Annotated in this window: 19 protein-coding genes; 9 read left to right on the forward strand and 10 right to left on the reverse strand. The window is 70.7% G+C overall.

Going from position 1 to position 19186, the window contains the following annotated elements; genetic code table 11:
- Nucleotides 1-5: 5 nt before the first annotated feature.
- On the reverse strand, nucleotides 6-443 hold the full coding sequence (locus ACTMSW_RS26515; RefSeq protein ID WP_441183412.1) for an OsmC family protein: 438 nt from the start codon (nucleotides 441-443) through the stop codon (nucleotides 6-8).
- A gap of 429 nt (nucleotides 444-872) precedes the next feature.
- Between ACTMSW_RS26515 and ACTMSW_RS26520 the strand changes: the two genes are divergently transcribed.
- The 5 genes from ACTMSW_RS26520 to ACTMSW_RS26540 all read left to right on the forward strand — a co-directional run bounded on the left by ACTMSW_RS26520 (nucleotide 873) and on the right by ACTMSW_RS26540 (nucleotide 4505).
- Nucleotides 873-1346 carry a MarR family winged helix-turn-helix transcriptional regulator gene (locus ACTMSW_RS26520; RefSeq protein ID WP_441183413.1) on the forward strand — a complete coding sequence of 158 codons (474 nt, stop codon included), beginning with the start codon at nucleotides 873-875 and terminating at the stop codon, nucleotides 1344-1346.
- Complete coding sequence (locus ACTMSW_RS26525; RefSeq protein ID WP_441183414.1) at nucleotides 1339-1647, forward strand: hypothetical protein; 309 nt, start codon at nucleotides 1339-1341, stop codon at nucleotides 1645-1647. The genes ACTMSW_RS26520 and ACTMSW_RS26525 overlap by 8 nt, the downstream gene beginning before the upstream one ends.
- On the forward strand, nucleotides 1644-2036 hold the full coding sequence (locus tag ACTMSW_RS26530; RefSeq protein WP_441183415.1) for a hypothetical protein: 393 nt from the start codon (nucleotides 1644-1646) through the stop codon (nucleotides 2034-2036). The genes ACTMSW_RS26525 and ACTMSW_RS26530 overlap by 4 nt, the downstream gene beginning before the upstream one ends.
- A gap of 111 nt (nucleotides 2037-2147) precedes the next feature.
- Nucleotides 2148-3473 carry a GNAT family N-acetyltransferase gene (locus ACTMSW_RS26535; RefSeq protein WP_441183416.1) on the forward strand — a complete coding sequence of 442 codons (1326 nt, stop codon included), beginning with the start codon at nucleotides 2148-2150 and terminating at the stop codon, nucleotides 3471-3473.
- An 822-nt stretch (nucleotides 3474-4295) separates the two neighbouring features.
- On the forward strand, nucleotides 4296-4505 hold the full coding sequence (locus ACTMSW_RS26540) for a hypothetical protein (protein ID WP_441183417.1): 210 nt from the start codon (nucleotides 4296-4298) through the stop codon (nucleotides 4503-4505).
- 37 nt (nucleotides 4506-4542) lie between these two features.
- On the opposite strand, the gene ACTMSW_RS26545 is transcribed toward ACTMSW_RS26540, so the two are convergent.
- Both ACTMSW_RS26545 and ACTMSW_RS26550 read right to left on the reverse strand, forming a co-directional pair.
- The gene (locus tag ACTMSW_RS26545) at nucleotides 4543-5550 is read right to left on the reverse strand and encodes a zinc-dependent alcohol dehydrogenase family protein (protein ID WP_441183418.1); all 1008 of its coding nucleotides are present in this window, start codon (nucleotides 5548-5550) and stop codon (nucleotides 4543-4545) included.
- A 410-nt stretch (nucleotides 5551-5960) separates the two neighbouring features.
- Nucleotides 5961-6569 carry an NADPH-dependent F420 reductase gene (locus ACTMSW_RS26550; protein WP_441183419.1) on the reverse strand — a complete coding sequence of 203 codons (609 nt, stop codon included), beginning with the start codon at nucleotides 6567-6569 and terminating at the stop codon, nucleotides 5961-5963.
- Between ACTMSW_RS26550 and ACTMSW_RS26555 the strand changes: the two genes are divergently transcribed.
- Nucleotides 6568-6756, forward strand: a complete 189-nt coding sequence (locus ACTMSW_RS26555) for a hypothetical protein (protein ID WP_441183420.1) — start codon at nucleotides 6568-6570, stop codon at nucleotides 6754-6756. The two genes, ACTMSW_RS26550 and ACTMSW_RS26555, sit on opposite strands and share 2 nt — an antisense overlap.
- A 21-nt stretch (nucleotides 6757-6777) precedes the next feature.
- Here the strand turns inward: ACTMSW_RS26555 and ACTMSW_RS26560 are convergent, their stop codons facing one another.
- Nucleotides 6778-8604, reverse strand: coding sequence for a glycoside hydrolase family 15 protein (locus ACTMSW_RS26560; RefSeq protein ID WP_441183421.1), 1827 nt, complete (start codon nucleotides 8602-8604; stop codon nucleotides 6778-6780).
- A gap of 192 nt (nucleotides 8605-8796) precedes the next feature.
- Here ACTMSW_RS26560 and ACTMSW_RS26565 point away from each other — a divergent pair, with 192 nt between their 5' ends.
- Nucleotides 8797-9822 (forward strand): S41 family peptidase, encoded by a 1026-nt coding sequence (locus ACTMSW_RS26565; protein ID WP_441183422.1) that lies wholly within the window; start codon nucleotides 8797-8799, stop codon nucleotides 9820-9822.
- Between the two features lie 171 nt (nucleotides 9823-9993).
- Nucleotides 9994-10941, forward strand: a complete 948-nt coding sequence (locus tag ACTMSW_RS26570) for a hypothetical protein (protein WP_441183423.1) — start codon at nucleotides 9994-9996, stop codon at nucleotides 10939-10941.
- Nucleotides 10942-11274: 333 nt separating this feature from the next.
- On the opposite strand, the gene ACTMSW_RS26575 is transcribed toward ACTMSW_RS26570, so the two are convergent.
- The 6 genes from ACTMSW_RS26575 to ACTMSW_RS26600 form a co-directional block, all read right to left on the reverse strand.
- On the reverse strand, nucleotides 11275-12744 hold the full coding sequence (locus tag ACTMSW_RS26575) for a hypothetical protein (protein WP_441183424.1): 1470 nt from the start codon (nucleotides 12742-12744) through the stop codon (nucleotides 11275-11277).
- 145 nt (nucleotides 12745-12889) lie between these two features.
- Nucleotides 12890-13447, reverse strand: a complete 558-nt coding sequence (locus ACTMSW_RS26580) for a hypothetical protein (RefSeq protein WP_441183425.1) — start codon at nucleotides 13445-13447, stop codon at nucleotides 12890-12892.
- Nucleotides 13444-13956: a hypothetical protein gene (locus ACTMSW_RS26585; protein ID WP_441183426.1), complete on the reverse strand. Its 513-nt coding sequence runs from the start codon at nucleotides 13954-13956 to the stop codon at nucleotides 13444-13446. Before ACTMSW_RS26585 ends, ACTMSW_RS26580 begins: the two co-directional genes overlap by 4 nt.
- A 140-nt stretch (nucleotides 13957-14096) precedes the next feature.
- Complete coding sequence (locus tag ACTMSW_RS26590; RefSeq protein ID WP_441183427.1) at nucleotides 14097-16256, reverse strand: BTAD domain-containing putative transcriptional regulator; 2160 nt, start codon at nucleotides 16254-16256, stop codon at nucleotides 14097-14099.
- Nucleotides 16257-17065: 809 nt separating this feature from the next.
- Nucleotides 17066-17284: a hypothetical protein gene (locus tag ACTMSW_RS26595; protein ID WP_441183428.1), complete on the reverse strand. Its 219-nt coding sequence runs from the start codon at nucleotides 17282-17284 to the stop codon at nucleotides 17066-17068.
- A gap of 90 nt (nucleotides 17285-17374) precedes the next feature.
- Nucleotides 17375-18550, reverse strand: a complete 1176-nt coding sequence (locus ACTMSW_RS26600; protein WP_441183429.1) for an endonuclease — start codon at nucleotides 18548-18550, stop codon at nucleotides 17375-17377.
- 399 nt (nucleotides 18551-18949) lie between these two features.
- On the opposite strand from ACTMSW_RS26600, the gene ACTMSW_RS26605 reads away from it, so the two are divergent.
- Nucleotides 18950-19186: hypothetical protein (locus tag ACTMSW_RS26605; protein ID WP_441183430.1), on the forward strand; the 237-nt coding region annotated here is incomplete at its 3' end.

Below are 19186 nucleotides of genomic sequence, written 5' to 3' on the forward strand. Positions count from 1 at the left end.
AAACCTCAGTCCTGACCGGCAGCCTCGACGATCGAGACGGGAGTGCCAAGCTCGACGGTACGGGAGACGGTGCAGAGCCGTTCGTGCGACTGCCGCATCGACCGGGGCAACGCCTCGCGGGCCTTGTCGCCGTCCGCACCTACCGGGAATGCCACGGTGAACTCGACCCTGAGGTTCTCCATCCGGTTTCCTCCGGCCGCGTCCCGGCTTTTGTCGCCAGTGACTTCGACGGAGAACTGGGTCGGCTCGGCGCGGCGGCTGGTGATGTGGTCGACGTCTATCGCGGTACAGCCGCCGATGGCGGCCAGCAGCAGCTCCACCGGTGTGAAGCTGCCATCCTCACCCGCGCCCATCGACATGGATCCGCCTCGGGTGTTGCGCACGACGTACTTGCCCAGGCTGGTGCGCTCGATCTCCACCGAGCGGAAGGTGTCCTCACTCATGACAGCGACGTTACCCAGGGCTTTCGGCCCGCGAGCCACCGGCCTGGGTGGCCGTTCGCCCATCCTCTAGCCGACACGAGCTGGAGATGGAGGTCTTCTCCTGCATCGAGGGCTTATACAACCCTCGCCGCCGGCACAGCCGTCTAGCTAACGTCAGCCCCGGCACTCTTCGTCCTGCCGCCCGAGGCCGTGGAGAGTGAGTTCGGAGGTCGCCTGACTGTGACTCGTGGCGTCGTCCTTGATGGACGCGGCGGGGCGCAGATCGGGCCGGTGGCGTCGGTGCTCGGGTGGAGGGTTTCAGTCGGGTCCGATGCTCGGGTCCGGTGCCCCGGCAGGAATCTCGCTGTCGCGGATCCGCCCTGATACCGCGCCGAGGCTGCCGACTGCAGCTGCACCGCCAAGGACACGAGTTGGTTGTATGGTCGAACCATGTCAGAGGATGATCTCGATCAGGTGATGTTGTTGCAGGGCCGGATCGCCGCGTTCGTGCGGGCGTTCGGGTTGCACCAGCCGGACCGCACCCCGTGCGGAACCCCGGTGCCGGCTTCGGAGGCGCACGCGGTGGGGGAACTGGACCGCGACGGGCCGTTGACGCAGAACGAGCTCGGCAAGCGGTTGCGGCTGGAGAAGAGCACGGTCAGCCGGTTGGTGACCCAGCTGATCAGCCGGGGCTGGGTGCGGCGCACCGAACGCGAGGGTGACGCCCGGCTGGTGTGGCTGGAGCTGACCCCGGACGGCAGCCGTGCCGCCGGCGAGCTGGCGGTGGCCCGTGCGGCCCGGTTCACCGCACTGTTGCGCAACATCCCGGCCGAGCAGCGCTCGGCGGTCATCGATGCGCTCAGCACGTTGGTCGAGGCGGCCACCGGCCGGCCGGCGCCGGTCAGCGCGGTGACCCGTGGCTGAGCAGCAGGCGGCGCCCGGCGCCGAGGACGCGACGGGCCGGCTCCGGCGGCAGGTGGCCGCGTTCTTCAGCCCAGACCGGTGGCAGACGCCGCTGCCGCAGTTCGAGCACAGCGGCTACGCCTTGGTCGAGCAGGTCCGCAGCTGGCAGCCGCGGTTCGTGGTCGACGTGGGCTGCGGGCCCCACCTGTCCAAAGGCAAGATCGAGAATCTGATCAGGGCCGGCCGTGACGAACCCCGCCCCGTCTGGCAGCACCGGCCCGCTGCAATACCAGTACCCGCCACCGTGGTGGTGAGGTCGTGACCGGCGCACCGCTTGCCGCCGGCAGCGAATCGGCCCGCCGCCGTGGCCGCTGGAGTCTCGGCGCGGCGCTCGGTGGCCTGATGGGCCTGGCACCGCATCTGCTGCACCACGTCGGCCTGCTCGCCGGCACCGCTCTACTGGCAGGCATCGGCGGCACCGTGCTGTTCGGTGTCCTCGGCCTGGCCGCGATGCTGCCCATGCTGGTGCGCCTGCGCCGCCGGTTTCGCACCTGGTGGGCGCCGGGCATCGCGGTGGCCGTGTTCGCCGCCATGTTCGCGGTGTCCACCTTCCTGATAGGTCCCGCTCTGCGCTCTTCGGACAGCCCTGCGCATCCCGGCCCCACCCCCTCGGCGCCGCCTGCCGGTGAGCACAGCCGCCACCACAGCTGACCGCCGCCCTCACCCGCCGGTGGTGACAGCAGCCGCCTCGATCCCGCGACGACACTGCCGCCCGGTGATGCGCCTGCCACCCGGCGGCCCGGCAGAGATGGACGAACCAGAATGAGCAGCCAAGACGCCCGGTCCACGATCCGGCCCGGCGAGGCCCGCGACGTGGATGCGCTGGCAAGTCTGCAGGCCTCAGTCCAGCTGCAGGCGGTGACCCGCGGCACGCCGCACCCGGGCATCGCCGCTTGGGTGCACGACCTGCTGGACGGTCATCCCAGCGTCACACCCGACGACTTCCTCGTCGCCGACGAAACAGCCACCGGCCGGTCCGTGGCCAGTCTCGTCGGGCTGCGCCAATACTGGAGCCTGGCCGGTGTGCGGCTGCCCGTCGCCCAGATCGAACTGGTCGGCACGGCCCCGCAGCACCGCGGGAACCGGCTCACCGAACAGCTGTTCGCCACCCTGCACCGGCGGTACGCGGCCGACGGCGTGCCGCTTCAGATGATCGAGGGAATCCCGTACTTCTACCGGCGGCTCGGCTACGACTACGCCCTGGCCAACGACGGCGCCCCCACGGTGCCCGCCACCGCGCTGCCGGATGCCAGACCGTACAGCACCACCGGCCGCCTGACGGTGCGGCCTGCCACCGTCGCCGACGCGGACGCCCTCGCCGCCATCGACCGCGAACTCGCCGCCGGCGACGCCTGGAGCTGTCCCCGCGATGCGGCAGTGTGGCGATACGAGATCGCCGGGCGCCGCCCCACGGACATCGCCCGGCGCGCGGTCGCCGTCCTCGTCCACAGCGCCGAGGTACGCGGCTACCTGGTATACAGTCCCCGGCTTTCCGCAACCGGCGAACTGATCGTGGTCGCGGCCGCCTGCCGGCAACCAGCCGACTGGCCCCAGGCCGCTCCCGTCATGCACGACCACTTGGGCGAAGCCGGCCGCCAGCACGCGGGGGCGGGAAACCAGACCTTCACCGCGCTGCGGCCCCTGCTCGACCCCGGCCACCCGATGGTCCGGTTCGGACCGCCCGGCATACCGCGACGGCCCCGCGGCTGGTACGTGCGCACCGGCGACCCCGCTGACCTGCTCGCCCGCCTGCAACCGCTGCTACAAGCCCGATGGCGCGCGGCAGACCTGCGCTGGCCTGAACCGGCACTGACCATCGACACCTACGGCCACGCCGCCCGGCTCGAGTTCACCGATGGCCAACTGACGGCGATTACCGCAGGCCGCGGCACCACCAGCCCGTCCACCGACGCCGCCACGCACGCCGCCATCCCACCAGCCGCCCTGCTCCACCTGGCTCTCGGCCACCGCACCCTGCCGGAACTCCTGACCACCTGGCCCGATCTGCTCCTGCGCGACCGCCGCACCGAACACTTCCTGGCCGCGGCATTCCCTGCCGTGCCCGTGCGGCTATGGCCCCGCAACTGACCAGCCCCGCCCCGACTTGCGGGCCCCACGACGCCGCGGAGATCGCTCACGCCGGCCCGGGGGCGGTCGCTTTCAAGAGGCGGGAATGAGCCGCGCCGCGATCGGTGAAGAGCTGGGAACGGGCCCGGAATCGGTGAAGGACCTTCTGCGGGACGGGAAATTCTCCGCGGTCCCCGACTCCGATCCCGCACGTCGCCAACTGGCGATTGAAGCCTACGAGGCCCAGAGCAGGGGCATGACCAAGACCAGTTCCGGCAGGCGCGGACTCTCACGCCCCCGAAGGCGCACGAGTGCTGGCAGGACGCCGGCGTTCTGTTCGAGCGTCACGAAGGTGGATGTCCGCGGAAGGCGGGGTCCGGCCGCGTACCGATGGGAAACAGCCCTGGGCGGAGTCAGACCAAGTCGTGGGGGCGCGTTCGTTGGCGCTCTACTCCACGTCTGCTGGGTTGCGGAGATGCTTACAGGCCTCGGCGGTGCCGTTACTGCCGCCTCTAGACGTCCTTCCGGCTCGTCAACCTACTGCTCGCCCGTCAGCTCGGCGCGGTCGACGGCGCTCAGGAGTTCGGCGATTGCGGGCTCGGTGGCGAGGTTGAGGGGCTGCAGGTCGCCGGTGCGGGCTCGTTGGTTGAGCACCGGCGCGTTCTCCTTCAACTCCTGTATCGCCGCCGGACGGTGCTGTCGAACGCTCGGGACGGGTGCCTGCCCTCGCCGATCGGTGAGCAGGAGAAACAGAACCGCGTAACCGTCGGTCGAAATGCCGATACCACATCGTGGTCGACCGGTCGGTGTCCAGCGTTGACGCTGGTCAGCACACTCGGACAGGTGACGTACCAGCCTCCGCAGGACCCGTGGCATGAGCCAACGCCTCCACCACCCCCGCCGCCCCACCAGCCGCAGGCCGGGTACGGCAGCCAGGTACCGCCGTACCCGACGGCGCAGTTCCCGGCAGCCACCGGCTGGAACCAGGCGCCGGCGCGGCGAAAGGCGTCCAAGGGCAAGATCGCGCTCATCAGCGCAGGGGTGCGGAGCTGACCACCGCGATCATCGCCCGATTGCTGGGAGCGCTCCGTCACGAGATCCGAGGGGGAAGCGCAACAATTTCGCCCGCCACATCGATCGCGACCTTGCCGCGGAGTGCATACGACCGCCTGTTCTCCAAAAGCTCATGAGCCTCGCCCATTCGAGCGAGCGGAAGAGTCGCGCCGATGACCGGCTTCACGAGACCGCGCTCGACCAGCGTGGTGAGCGCGTCCAGCTTTCCTCGGTTCTGTCGGGTGAAGACGAAGTGATAGGCGGCGTTCTTGCCCCACGCCTCGATGAGGTTCTGCGGCTGCGCGATGTCGACGATGCTGACGACGCGTCCGAAGTCGGCGAGCGTCAGCGGGCTTCGTGTGAGCGTGTCGCCACCGATCGTGTCGAAGACGACATCGACCCCCTCGCCTCGCGTCATCTCGGCCACGGCATCGACGTAGTCCGTCGAGGCGAAGTCGATCGCCGCATCCGCTCCGAGAGAGCGCACGAACTCATGGTCGCCGGCTTTCGCGGTGGTGATCACTCGTGCGCCGATCGCCTTCGCGATCTGGATCGCGATCGTGCCGACACCGCCCGCGCCTCCATGGATGAGGATCGTCTCCCCCACGGTGAGCTGAGCTCGCGTCACCAGGGCCTCCCAGACCGTTCCGCCGACGAGAGTCAGGCTCGCCGCCTCAAGGTGACTGAGGTTCTCCGGCTTCCGGCCCACTAGGTCGACGTCGGCGACGTGCTGCTCGGCGTAGGAGCCGGGGCCGCCGAAGATCTGAGGCGTGTAGTACACCGCATCGCCGGCGCGGAACTCGGTCACGTGGGATCCGACCTCCTCGATCACGCCGGAGATGTCGTGCCCGATGATCGCCGGGAGCGGCACCTGATCCGCGTAGTCTCCGCGACGGATCTGATAGTCGAGCGGGTTGACGGCGGTCGCATGAACGCGCACCCGCACCTGGCGAGGTTCGACTTGCGGGACGGAGACGTCGCGCAGCTGGAAAGCATCGGCCCCTCCGAAACGGGCGAGCACAACGGCCTTCATCCGATCAGTCATATCGGTGATCCTCATCATGGTTCTGGGTACGCGACGCGCCGGGACGGGCGGTTCTCTCTCCGAGCCGCGCGCACGATCCACACATTCCAGTGGCCGCAATGCCGATTTCCGCGGAGACAGTGACAGCCTGTCGGGCGGTGCTCGGGCATGCTCCTTCCGCATGCTCGGGCGACGAGCCATTCCCACCCTGTCCGGGTTCACACCCCGGCCGAGCGAGGTCGCCTTCGCGGATGACGACCAGGTGCCCGTACGCGCCGAGGTACCGCTGCACCGGCACCGGGCCGGCGGTGCCGGTCCCGGCCGACGCCGAAGGCGATCGGCACGCTCGTACCGACCGTGGGGATGCCGGTCTGTTCTCGCTGTCTTCTCGGCCGAGTCGGCTGCATGCCCGGACCGCTGTCGGAGTGAGCTCAGTCCTGTCGCAGCGCGTGCAGACCGCTCAGGGGTCCGTCGAGCTGCATGAGTCGTCCGCCCTCTCGCAGCCGGCCAAGGTCGACCCCCGCGAAACCGAAGGTGTCGAGCAGTTGGCCGAAGCCGGCCTTGGCGGCCGCGTCGTCGCCGGCGTAGAAGACGATCTGCCGCCCCGCTGCCTGTCGGGGGTCGGCGGCGACGTACTGGCCGAACAGCGCGTTGAAGGCCTTGATGATCACGGCGCCAGGGAGGTGTTCGGCGACCCACTCGCTGCCGGTGAGGTCGCCGATGTCCGCGCGACCGGAGTACGGGTTGCTCCGGGCGAACTGGTTGGTGGCGTCGATGACGATCTTTCCCTGCCAGTTCGCGACGGCCGCACCGACGGCGGGGACGTTGACGAACGGGACGGCGAGGACGACCAGGTCGGCGGCGGTGGCCTCGTTCACCGTGACTGCCCGCGCGCCGGGTCCGAGCCGGTCGACCACGGCGGTCAGAGTTTCGGGTCCGCGGCTGTTGCTGATCAGGACACTCATGCCAGCGCGCAGGGCATGGCCGGCGATGGCGCGACCGATGGTGCCGGCGCCGATCACGCCGATGGAGCTGAACATGGGAATCTCCTTCAAATTCGGTTGCGGCAGCGGGGCCAGCGCGATCCGGCGGTACGCCCCGAGCTGGCGTACGCCTGGCGCCCTCCGCGACCCCGAGGGCACCCTCTGGTCCTTCGGCGACTACCCGGGCGAGACGGCACGGGCTCGAGGGGCGGTCCGGTCCCGTCGCCGCCACACCGGGGGCTGACGCCGGGGCGTAGCCGAGTGGTCAGTCGGACAGCATCTTGTCGAGGTGACTGGCCGTGCAGATCAACGCGAGGTGGCTGAACGCCTGCGGGAAGTTGCCGACCTGCTCGCCGTTGGGCGCGATCTCCTCCGAGTACAGGCCCAGGTGAGTGCTGTAGGTGAGCATCTTCTCGAAGACCAGCCGCGCCTCGTCGAGCCGGCCGGACCGGGCCAGCGCCTCCACGTACCAGAAGGTGCACATGGTGAAGGTGCCCTCGGCGCCCGGCAGGCCGTCCGGTGACGCTGCCGGGTCGTACCGGTAGACGAGGCTGTCCGACACCAGTTCCTCCTCCACGGCCCGCAAGGTGCCCAGCCACATCGGGTCTTCCGGCACCAGGAAGCCCAGCGCGGGCATGCTGAGCAACGCGGCGTCCAGGACCTCGGTCTCGTGGTGCTGGACGAAGGCGCCGCGTTGAGGGCTGAACCCGCGGGTCATGATCTGCTGGTAGACGGCGTCGCGGGTGGCCGTCCAGCGCGCGGTGTCCGCGGGGCGACCCTGCCGGTGGGCCAACCGGATCGCCCGGTCGAACGCCACCCAGGACATCAGCCTGCCGTAGGTGAAGGGTCGCCGTCCGGCCCGGGTCTCCCACATGCCGTCCTCGACCTGGTCCCAGTGTGTGCAGAGCCAGTCCACCAGCTTGACGATGTGCAGCCAATCCTGATGGGTACTGCGCAACCCCCAGTCCTCGGCGAGGTACGCGCAGTTGAGCACGTCACCGTAGATGTCGAGCTGCAACTGAGCGGCCGCGCCGTTGCCGATCCGCGCCGGTGCCGACTTCCGGTAGCCCTCCAGGTGCGGCAGGGGTTCCTCGGTCAGGTCGCGCAATCCGTCGACCCGGTACATGACCTGCAGTGGCATGTCCTCCCCCCCGGCCTCGCGGACCCGTTCAGTGAGCCAGCGCAGGTAACCCTGCGCCTCGTCGGTGAAGCCGAGAAGCATCAGCGCCTGCACCGAGAGGGACGCGTCGCGGATCCAGGTGTAGCGGTAGTCCCAGTTGCGCTCCCCGCCGATCCGCTCGGGCAGCCCAGCCGTCGGCGCGGCGATCAGCGCGCCGGTCGGCGCGTACGTCATCAGCTTCAGCGTCATCGCCGACCGCTCGACCGTCTCCCGCCACCGCCCGGCGTAGTGGGACTTCTTGATCCACCGCCGCCAGAACTCGCGGGTCTCCTTGAACAGGTCCTCCGCCTCCCGTCGTGCGATCGGGCGCGGCGGATGCGGTGCCGCGGTGTCGAGGACCATCCCCCCGGTGCCGCCCTCGTGCAGGGTGCCGAAAGCGCAGACACCCTGACCGCTGGGCCGCACGTCGATCTCCTCGAACAGCCGGCCACCCTCAAAGATCGGCGCCATCGTGAGGGTGCCCTGCCCGCTGCGGAAGACGGCGCTGCCGTCGTGGTGGTACTCGACCGTGTGCTCGTCGCGGCCGTAGTTGAAGCGGGGCTGGCAGTCTATTCGGAAACGCATCGTGCCGCGCACCATCCGCAACATCCGGACGATGCGGTGCCGATCGGTGGGCTGCTCGTCGGTCACCGGCATGAAGTCGACCAGCTCACCCACCGCGTCGTCGCTCATGAACCGAGTGATCAGGATGCAGGTGTCGGGCAGGTAGAGCTGCTTGCTGGCGTACCGTACGCCCTCCGGCGACACCTGGACGTGACCGCCCAACCGCCGGTCGAGCAGCCCGGCGAAGATGCTCGGCGAGTCGAACCGGGGAGCGCAGAACCAGTCGATGGTGCCGTCCCGCGTGACGAGCGCCGCGGTCTGGAGGTCCCCGATCAGGCCGTGGTTCTCCACCGCGGGATACCGCTGCACGTGCCCCTCCCCAGTCAGCAGCAGGCCGGTTACCCGTCGACACCTCGTTCACACCCGTCGCGCGGCGGCGACGGCCCCGGCCGCTACCTGCTGCGTCGGACGGCCCGCACGCCGTAGACCACCGCGACGACGAGCACGACACCCAGGAGCTGGAGGCCCGGCGCGTCGTCGGCCTCGCCGTAGAGGATGCCGGTGACGCTCACCGCGATGACCAGAGCGCGAGGATCGGGCAACCCGTCACGCTGGCTTCGCGTACGCGTGGCGCCCGGGCTTTGCGCGAAAATCGGTGGTCATGAGGCTGTTTTCGGTCTAGCGTGGCCCGCCGTGCTCTCGAACGAACAGATCATCGGACAGGCCCTGGATCGGATCGAGGCAGGGTACGTCTTTCCTGCGAAGGTCGTGCACATCGACGCCGCGATCCGGCGCCGGCTCGCGGCAGGCGAGTACGAGCACCTGGACGGGCCGGCGCTCTGCGAGACGGTGACCGCTCACCTTCAGGACGCGTGCCCGGACAAGCATCTGCGGCTGCTGTGGGCGGACCAGCCGCAGTCGCTGGATCCAGCGGACGAAGACGGGGGGCGGGCCGCGTTCCTCGCGCTGCTCCGGGCGGAGAACCAGGGGATCCGCCGTGTCGAGCACTTGGACGGGAACGTCGGGCTCATCGACGTGCGGCGCATCGCGTACGCCGACGAAGGCGCCGAAACGATCGGCGCGGCCATGCAACTGGTCGCCCTCAGCTCCGCGCTCATCCTGGACTTGCGCGCATGCGCCGGCGGAGCACCGGAGGGAGCCGCGATGTGGTGCAGCTACTTCTTCCGCGACGATCAGGTGCACCTCAACGACTTCTACGAGCGGTCCACCGGCGCCACACGCCAGTTCTGGACGATCGCGCACCTTCCCGCGCCGCGCTATGCGGACCGTCCGGTCCATGTGCTCACCAGCGCGATGACGTTCTCCGGGGGCGAGGACGTGGCGTACACCCTTCAGGCGCACGGTCGGGCCGTCGTCGTCGGTGAGACGACACGTGGCGGCGCGCATCCGACGGCCCGCCACGCGGTCACCGAACACATCCTGGTGACCGTGCCGACCGCCCGGACCATCAACAGCGTCACGGGCACCAACTGGGAAGGCGTCGGAGTGGTCCCCGATGTACCCGTCCCGGCAGACCAGGCACTCGACACGGCACTCAAGGCCATCTGGGGCACCTCGGGCGGATAGGCGCGGCTGCGCCAGCGGCCGTTCGTTCGAACGCGGGGCTCGGGTCGACCCGAGTCCGGCATGGCGGCCGAAACCTACCGTCGAGCGCCTGCCGTCCCGGTCTCCGACCGACTGAGCCGTCGGGCATTTGTCTCCCCGGAAGTGTCGCCGGGCAGCGTTAAGCTGCCGCTCATGATCGTTGACGCAGCGCGGTGGTGGAGCCTCGACCTGGACGCGGCACAGTCGGTAGCCAGGTCGATCGCCACTGGGTCGGGCGCCGAGCTGGTCGAGGTCAGGGCACATGAGTACGCGGGGCGGCGTGCTCCGATCGCCTTGTTCGCGGTCGGCGGCGAGCAGTTCGCGTTCGTGCCCGGCGGCGAGGTGATGGTCGGGTTCGACGGCGACCGGTTCGCGCCGACGGCGCAGCAGGAGACGAGCTTCGCGGACAGCGCTGAGGAGTACGGCATCGAAGGCGACATCCGGCAGTTCACCGACTCGATGACCTCACCGGCGCGGACCGTCGTCCTATCACCGCTGCTGGTCGCTGTGGAGGCAGTCGAGGCAGGTGCCGTACCGGTTCCGCCTGATCACCCGGACATCGTGCGCCGGGTCGACCGGACCCGACGGCGGCCGGGACCACAAGGGAGGTCCGCGCCCCGACAGATCGAGTGGTCGGGCGCCGGTCGCGCGATCCTACGGCCGGACTGGACAGTCGAGGCGGCCTGGCTGCTCGACTCCCCGTCGTACGACGGGGAGATCGACCGATTGGCCGCGCTCAGGCAGCGGCTCCTGACGCCAGACGAATGGGAACACGCCTGCGGCGCGGGCGCGACGACCCTGTTCCGATGGGGCGACGACAACCCGCCCAGCGACCCATGGTCCGCGAAAACCGGACCCCATCGCGTGTCCAACCTGTTCGGTCTCCACATCGGCCAGGACCCCTACCAGGAAGAGCGCACCGCCGAGCGCGGCGTCGTCTGCGGTGGTGACGGTGGAAGCGCGGTCTGCGGCGGAGCCGGCGACTTCCTGGCCTGGCTCACGATCGCCACCGCGTTCCGCGACGTCCACTACGCGGCGCAGGTCGCGGCAGACGACGAGTTCGGCACCATGCGGGTCCGCCCGGCGATCCCGCTGACCTGACAAGCGAGCGGCGGAGCCCTCGGCGGTGGTGCGGCGGGTCGGTGTGCAGCCCCGGGTCGACCAAGCGGCTTCACCGTGACGGAGTCGCCGGCGCCTCGTCGCGTACCTCCGGCGCTGGCCGGTCGTCACACGCTCAGCGTCGCCGGCAGAGCGTCGCCACCCGGCCCTGCTCGCCCGGCAACCAGCAGGACGTCCATTGCGCAGATGACCGCGCGGAAGCGACCAACCCGGGAGACCCCACCGGCGCAGGCACCTGACGTCACCACCGTCGCGCGTCGTCGCCCCGCACCAGGCGGGCTGGCCGTCCCGGCCGACCGCGCGTGAGCTCGCCAGTCAGCCCCCGCACAGGGAGACGGCGGGTAGCGTCAGGGAGCGGTGGTAGAAGACGCGGATCCGCTCGGTGTCAGCCTTGTACTTGACCTTTTGCGGCAACAGCTTCTGCAGCGCCGTCAGCGCGTCGAACGACAGGCTGACGCCGACTCCGGCACCGACCTTCCCGTCCAGGGTGGCTCCCACGCACCGGGCCAGCGGGGCACCGAGGGCCGAGCCGTTGGTGAGGCCCAGCGAGAGGACCACCTTGGCGTACGGCCCGGCGAAGGCGACGGGCATGCCGATCCCGGCCTGCGCCTTCATCTCGACGGCGAACACAACACCGCTGACCCCGACCGAGAGGCCGGTGATCGAGTCCATGATGCTCTTCGACACGGTCAGCTCCGGTGCGCTCAGCGCTCCGTTGACGACGCCGATCGGGCCGTCCAGCCGCCATTCGCCGCCGGCCTTGAGTGTGCTGTTGTTTCCGGTGATCGCGGTGCTGACGATGAATTTCCAGCTGAATACTGTGAGTAGCGGCCAGCCGGGGATGGGCACCACGGTCTCGACCGGTACCTCGATCCGGATTTTGCTGTTGTCGGCCGCTCCGTTCGCCGCGCCGGCGGCGATGTTGACCGCGACGCTCTGGATCCCCTCCAGCGCGAAGGTCGAACGGCTGTCGACCTGCCCACCGGTGATCCGGACATCGGAGCGCATCCGTAGCTGACGGTACTTGAACGAGACGTCGGCGAAGACCTTGAGGCCGGCCTTGACGCTGGTCCCGGTCTTGGTGTCCCCCGCAACTGTACGGTCGACGGCCTTGTACCCGACCTTGAGGCCGATGACCCCGTCTCTGTGAGACGGCTGCACCTCCCAGTTGCCCACGGCGACGCCGACGCTGCCTGTGGCCTTCGGCGGGGGGAGTCGGTCATCAGCGGCGAGCCGATGCGCGATCGGCACCGCCTCTCCGGTCAGGCTGCGTCTCGGTTCGGCGGGTACGCTCATCGCCCCCGGCAGCTTCGGCACCTCTTGCACGAACAGGTCCGCCGCACTGACGTCCCGGTCGGAGACGAAGTGGGCGTCCCGGAACACCTCGGTGAGGCCGACCGGGGCGAGGGTGACGGCGACGTCCCCACCTACGCGGCGGATCTCCGCTACCCGCCCCACCGCGCGGCTCGTCGCGTACATGACCTTGCCGACCGCCAGGTCCGAGACGCCCCGCGCGTCGCCGTCGAGGGTCCAGACGATCCCGTCGGCGCTGGCGAACCGGATCACCCCCGGCCCGCCGCCGATCAGCACGACATCCGGCTGGTAGGTGACGGACTCGTCGTCGACCGGTCCGTACCCGTAGCTGCGGGCGGCGACCGCCTCGTTCGCGCCGGCGGGCGGGAGCCCGTCGCCGTCGCTCCGGTCGCCACCCCGGTCGGCCGTGCACCCGGCCAGCAGGACGACGGCGACGGCGGCCCTCGCGAACGCCTGAACACGTACCCGCATCGACCACTCCCTTCGCATCAGTCCCTCGCACAGGACGGGACGATGAACGTCTCCGACGACAGGACACCGACGGCAGGCGAACCCGGATCCCAGATCCGGCCGGCCGCCGTTCGCCGGTGTCCCCACAGCTCCGCCGCTGCCCCGCTCAGAGCCGACCGACCACGACGCGGATCAGGTCGATCAGCTGCTCGCGGTTCTCCTTCGGGTCGTTGAGCAGCACCAGGCGGATCATGCCCCAGGTGTCCGCCCTGCGGGCGAAGACCTCGTTCGCCTGCAGGTCCAGGTAGGCCTCGTCACCGACACCGGGCAGCGGCTCCAGCTCGTGTCCCAGCTCACGCTCAATGTCGAGCGTCTTCTTCGCGCCGTCACCGACGTAGACCTCCACCTGGCCGGTCGGGCCGCCGGTCGGCGCCGTCCACACGCAGGCCCCCGGGCCGGGCTGCTTCGGGTCGAGCTTGAGCCGGGCCAGCGCCGCCGCCTCCCGATCGGTCACCAGGTCGCACGCCTCCGGTACCGGCGTGTCGGCCGGGGCGGACGACGCGGGATCCTGCACCTGATCCGCGGGACCGGTTGCCGCCGGCTCGCGGTCGGCGCTCACCGGTGGGATGGGCTCCTCCGCTCGCCCGCACGCCGGGGCCGCCCCCAGCAGGACGATGGCCGACGCCGCGAGCAACCATCGGCGGACGTTCACCCGGCCGGTCACCGCGTACTCATCGGCAGCGGGTCGGTCAGGCCCGGGCAGCGCTTGGCGGTGTAGTCCAGGATCGGCGGCACCACCGTCTCCAGCTTCAGGGCGGCCTCGCCGAGACTCGTGTAGGCCGTGGGGTCCGTGGAGAGGCTCTTGCCCACGGTGTCGAAGGCCAGGTCGTAGAACTTGCCGAGCTCCGCTACCTGAGCCCTGATCTCGGCCGGTGCCGCCGCCTCGAGGTCCGTCCAGTGGGCACGGGCCCGCGCCACGTCGGCCGGGTCGGTCGACTCGTTCACCATCAGCGGACCCGCCGAGGCCCTGAACTCCTTCATCGCCTCGCACCAGCGACCGCCGCCCCCCGACTCGGCCTGACCTGTCGCATCCCCGCCGCCGGCCCGGGTGGTCGCGCCAGCGGTGCCGGCCGGGCCGGCGCCGCCCGCCGTCGGTGCCGGGTCAGCGGTCCCGCAGCCCCCCAAGACGAGCCCGACCGCCAGTGCGGCCGCGCCCAGCCGTGTACGTGTCATTGATCCCCCTCAAACCACAGTGGGCTGCCCCTCGCATCCCCCTGGACGTCGCCGACGAATCCGCGACACCAGCCCCCGATGCGCGGCAGCACGGCCCGCGTCCGTCCACAGCAGTCTGATCCGGCCGCTTCGGGATTCGTTCAGGAATTGTTCGGTCGGACGGGTGTGTGCCTTCGCAGGGGCAGGATGGCGGGCTCAACATCCATCTCCCGCATGCGGGTGACGTATTCCTGATAGCAGCGGCTGGCTTCGCCGTGCCGCCCGGCGGCCGACAACGCTCCGATCAGTCCCAGGTGGGCCGGCTCGTCGTAGCTGTCCTCAGCGGTCAGCCGCAGGTACCAGCCGATCGCCGCCTCGGTGCGGCCCAGGTCCCGGCACCGCCTCGCCAGGCGGTGGATCACCTCCCGGTGCAGACCGGCCAGGACGGCGCGGGGTCGCTGCACCCAGTCCCCGGTCACCTCGCCGTCGTCGCAGAAGTCGCCGGTGTACCGGGCGACCACCGCTTCCAGGCGGCCCAGGAGCGGTGCGTCGAGATCGGCGACGGCGGTGCCGGCGGGGTTGGCGCTGACGCCCGACCCGGCCTTCGTCGTGTCCGCGCCGTCCGCCGCGATGGCCGCGCGGGCCGCTTCGTAGAAGAACAGCGCGTCCACCGCGACGTGGGTCGGGTCGAGCCGCACGGTGGTGGGGTCGGTGCCGAGGTAACGGCCGGCCGGATGCCGCCGTTCCGGATCGAGCACGCCCCGCACCGTCGAGATCAGGACCGACAGGCGGCGCAGTGCCACCTCGGTGTCGGCCTCCGGCCACAGGGCGGTCGCCAGAGCCTCGCGGGCGACCGGCTTGCCGAAGTGCGCGACCACCAACTTCACCAGGTCCCGCGCCTTGCGGGACTGCCAGCTGCCAACCGGTACGGGTTCGCCGGCCAGCCGTACCGCGAAGTGGCCAAGGGTCTGCACCTCGACCTCGGGGACGGGCGTCGGCCCGACCGCCGCCAACGGGCCGGCGACCTGCCAGGCGCCTTCCTGCACACCGATGTGCCGCAGCCGGTCGGAGGCGACCACCTCCGCCATCCGGTCACCGGTGAGACGCGCCTGCAGCAGGGCGTTGGTGGCGAGCGCGAACTCGTTGCCGAGCTCGGCCCAGATGGCCGCCGCCTCCACCAGACCGGCCAGCAGGCGGCGCAGCGCGGCAGCGGTCGTCGCGGAGCTGGCCCGGTGGGCGGCGAACGTGGCGAGTTCCATGGCCTCGGCCAGGCCGGCGGCGTCCCGGCGGCGGCCGGCCTCGGCCCGAACCTGTTCGCCGTATCGGAGAGCGGCCTGCGGATCACCGGAGCAGAGGGCGACCCAGCCGGCAGCCAGTTCGGCACCGGTGGGCCCGGCGGCGTTGGGCAGGGACAGGGCACGCTGGGCGTACTGCGCCGCCGTCACCGGATCGTCGGCGTGGCTGAGCCGTGCCAGCCCCGCACACGCCTCAACCAACACCTGGGAGTTGCCGTCCGGCTCGCCCATGGCCAGCGCCGCCTGGTAGGCGGCCGCCGCCTGACGGGTCGCGCCGCGCACCCGGTGCACCCGGGCGGTAAGCGTCAGGCCGAAAGCCGCCAGCGGCGATCCGGCCCGCTGCCACAGTGCCAGAGCCTCGTCGGCGTCACTGCGCGCACGCCGCAACTCGCCCAGCCCCAGCCAGGCTTCCGCCCGGTTGTGCAGGGCCAACGGGAGCAGTGTCGGGTGCCCGAGCAGTCCGCCCAGCCGAACCGCCTCACCGAGTTCGTCGACGGCCGGCCGGTAGCGGCCCTCCTCCACCAGCCGCGAGCCGATGTTGCACCGGATCCGCAGTTGCTGCCCGAGGTCACCGGCGCGCTCGGCCGCCGCGAGTGCCCGGGCGTACGCGTGCTCGTTGTCGGCTCGATTGCCGTCGCTGAAGGCGGCCAGCGCCTGCGCCACGTACGCCGCCGCCAGCGCGGAATCGTCCCCGCTCTGCTCCGCGACCCGCACGGCCTCCTCCGCCAGGTGTCTGCTCCGCGTCCGGTCGCCCTTCGCCCACCGGGTCGCCGCCCGACCGGCGAGCACCTGGGCCTGGTCCGCCAGCGCCGACGCCCGGGGCCGATCCGCGACGTCGAAGACCGCGCGCCCGTAACAGGCGTCGGCCGCGTCGAACCGCCCGCGCTGGTGCAGCAGGACGCCGAGGCGCCAGGCCAGCGCCGCCGGCAGGGGCGCGTCCGCCGGGACGGCCGCCAGGTGACGTAGGGCGTCGTCGTGGCGACCGTCCCGGATGGCCGCCTCAACCGGAGCCAGGACGTCGAGCATGTCAGGACCACCGGTGCCGAGAGGTACGACGCGAGGTTCGCGACCGTCCTCGATCACGAGCAATCGCAGGGCCCACCACTGTCGGCCGCCCCTTTCCCACTGTTTCCGCCCAGGCTCAGGGCCGAAGCTCCAACTCTTTCCCGAACCGCCGCGGTGGTGACGGAGACCTTCAGCGTAGGCCGCTCGCCGCGGTCGCCGAGCATCGCGGCGGTGGACCGCACGCGACGCAACCGGACGGTAAACGGCTGACGTCCCGGGGATGACGCAGCTCCGAACGGGGGCTGGACGAGGCCACCCGTTCCACGGCCGTGTCGCAAATGGACGCTGGGCCGGTGGTTGCCGGTGATACCGCGGCAGTTCCGTCGGCAGGAGCTTCCGAATCAGCGCATCGGTAGGGATACCTGGAATTCAAGGACGAGTTCGACCGGATCGGCACCTTCGCCACCATCAAACGACTTCTCACCGCAGCCCGTGCGCGGAGTTCCGATTTCCTTCGCTCCCATGTCCTACACCGACAGCGACTCGCGCGGCGCGATGGAACGCGGCTACCACGTCACCACGGCCACCGACGTCACCGCGGCCGCGGGCGGCAGATCGGCGTACGAAGCAGGCACCGTGCGGTATCCGATGATCTCGCACGCGACGCCTTCTGCCGACGAGTTCCTCGCAGCCCACCCGCACGGCAGAAGGTCAGCCTCAGGCGCGCCGAGATGTTCCCCCGTGGCCTGGTCGATCCGCTTGGCGAGGAGCCCGAGGTCGTTGAACCCGGGGCGGCGAGTTGCTCGAATCGGCCCTCGGCGCGGTCTACCTCACCGCCCAGACCCAGCGCTGGTTACGACCTGCCCCGGCTGCCCTGGTCGGCGCTCCGGCCAGGCGATGACCACCTTGACCGCGCCCTTGCGGGTGTTGCAGGCACGGTGCGCGAGTCGCTCGACGACCTTGGCCTTCCTGTCGGCGGTGCGGCTGTCGACGCTGGGACCACGCGGATCGTTCACCGACATGTCGGCGTCGACCGGCTCGTCGCACACCCAGCATCGCCAACTGTCACGCCTCGCGACGTCATCGAGGAGACTCATCCCAGCAAATCAGCCCGTCAGTTCTCCGACCGGCGCCATCGGTCATCCCCAGATCGCGGTGGCCCACTCCGGGTGGTCGATGAACGGGTTACGGTTGCCCTGCCACCGCTCGTAAATCACCTGGTTGCGGCGCTTCTCGAAGGCGTCCGGTGGGTCAACCTGGTTCCATTGCAACAGCACCGACAGCTTCCCGTGGTACGGCGCGGAGCCGTTGCTGACCGCCTGGTTCAGTTCCAAATCCGGCCAGCCGTCGGTGCCCTCGTACCGGATCGCCATGTACATGATCATGCGGGCCACGTCGCCCTTCACCGCGTTGCGCGGCTCCCACGAGTCGGCGTCGGTGTAGCAGCCGGGCGCCTCGGCGACCGCGCTGCCACCGAGGTCGAAGTCCTTGCTGCCGCGGCTGGCGTTGACCGACACGTCGGTCGGCCGCAGGTGGTGCACGTCGGTACCCGGGCCGGTCGCGGTGCCGAAGTCACCGTGCGACTTGGCCCAGACGTGCTCCCGGTTCCAGTCGTCCGGGCCACCGCCGTTGCTGGACTTGCTCTGCGACCGTCCGGTGTAGAGCAGGATGACATTGTTCGCGTTCGCCGGATCCTGGTCGGTGTCCTTCAGCGCCTCCCACACCCGGTCGTAGGAGAGCTTGGTGTGCGACCGGATTATCGAGTGCAGGGAGTTGCGCAGCGCCGTGCCGGTCTTGCCCATCGCGGTGGCGTAGTAGGTCGAGTCGTACCCGCCACCGGGGATCGTCGCGCTCGGGGTCGGGGTCGGGGTCGGGGTGGCGCCGCCGAGGCTCATGGCGGTAGGGGTCTTCAGCCCGCCGTGGGCGAAGTACGCCGCCAGTGTGCCGGTGGCGGTGATCCGCTGACCCCGCAGGCCGGGGTTGCTGAGCAGTCCGAAGGTGCTCCGGTACGCGGTGGTGACCTGGACGTAGAGCATCCTGCTCGTACTGGTCTCGGCCGACGTGTCGGCGATCGCGATCGCGGTGTCGGCGGTGAAACCGGACCTGATCACCGTGCTGCTGGCGGTTGGCTGGCCGATGACGTAACCGGTCACGGTCCCCGGCCGGCCGTCCTGCGCGCCCAGCGCCTCGGCCACGGTCAACGTGGTCGCGGCCGACGCCGAGGCCGTCATCACCGGGGCCACCAGCACGATGACCAGCGCGCACACCGCCGCCAGCCAGGTGGGCCTCAATCGGAACCCGCTCCGCAAATTCATGTTTAGCGATGGTATTGGGTCCGGTGTGAACGGCGGGAGAGCAGCGGCTCAACATCCGGCACCCGCGCCGGATCGTGAGAGGTGGGCCCGGGCTGATCCGCAAGCTCGCGCGCCCCTGCGGAGACGTCGTACCGCCGGCCGGGGGCGTGACCGACACCGCGTGGATGGTCCTGCTCAGCGTCGAGGGCACCGCCGTACGGCAGCTGCCCGTACCGACCGACCGACGCTCGTCGCTGACCGCCCGGCTGCACATGCCCGCCGGTCCCGCCACGGCGTCCGTCCGCGCCGACCTGCACTCCGGCACCGCGCTGCTGGCACGCGACGTGGCCGACGTCGCGGTGCTCGCCCCACCCCCCCGGACTGCAACGGCCGGTACGCGTCGACGACGACGTGCTGCTGGTGACCCGTCGCTTCGGATCCGACGCCCAGGCCCTGGCCCGGCGTGGCGGCCGGGTCCTCGTCGTCGCGGAGGACCGCGAGGCGCTCGGCGACGCGTTCTCCGCGCCGCTGCGCCCGGCGTACCTGCACTCGGCGACGTTCGCCGGCTGGCTACGGCACCGGGCCAGCACGTCGCTCACCGTGCCGTGGAGCGCCGGCGCCGTCACGATCACCACCTTCCGGCTGCGCACGGCCGGG

The organism is Micromonospora sp. BQ11, from assembly GCF_052068135.1.
In the GTDB taxonomy this organism is placed as follows: Bacteria; Actinomycetota; Actinomycetes; order Mycobacteriales; family Micromonosporaceae; genus Micromonospora.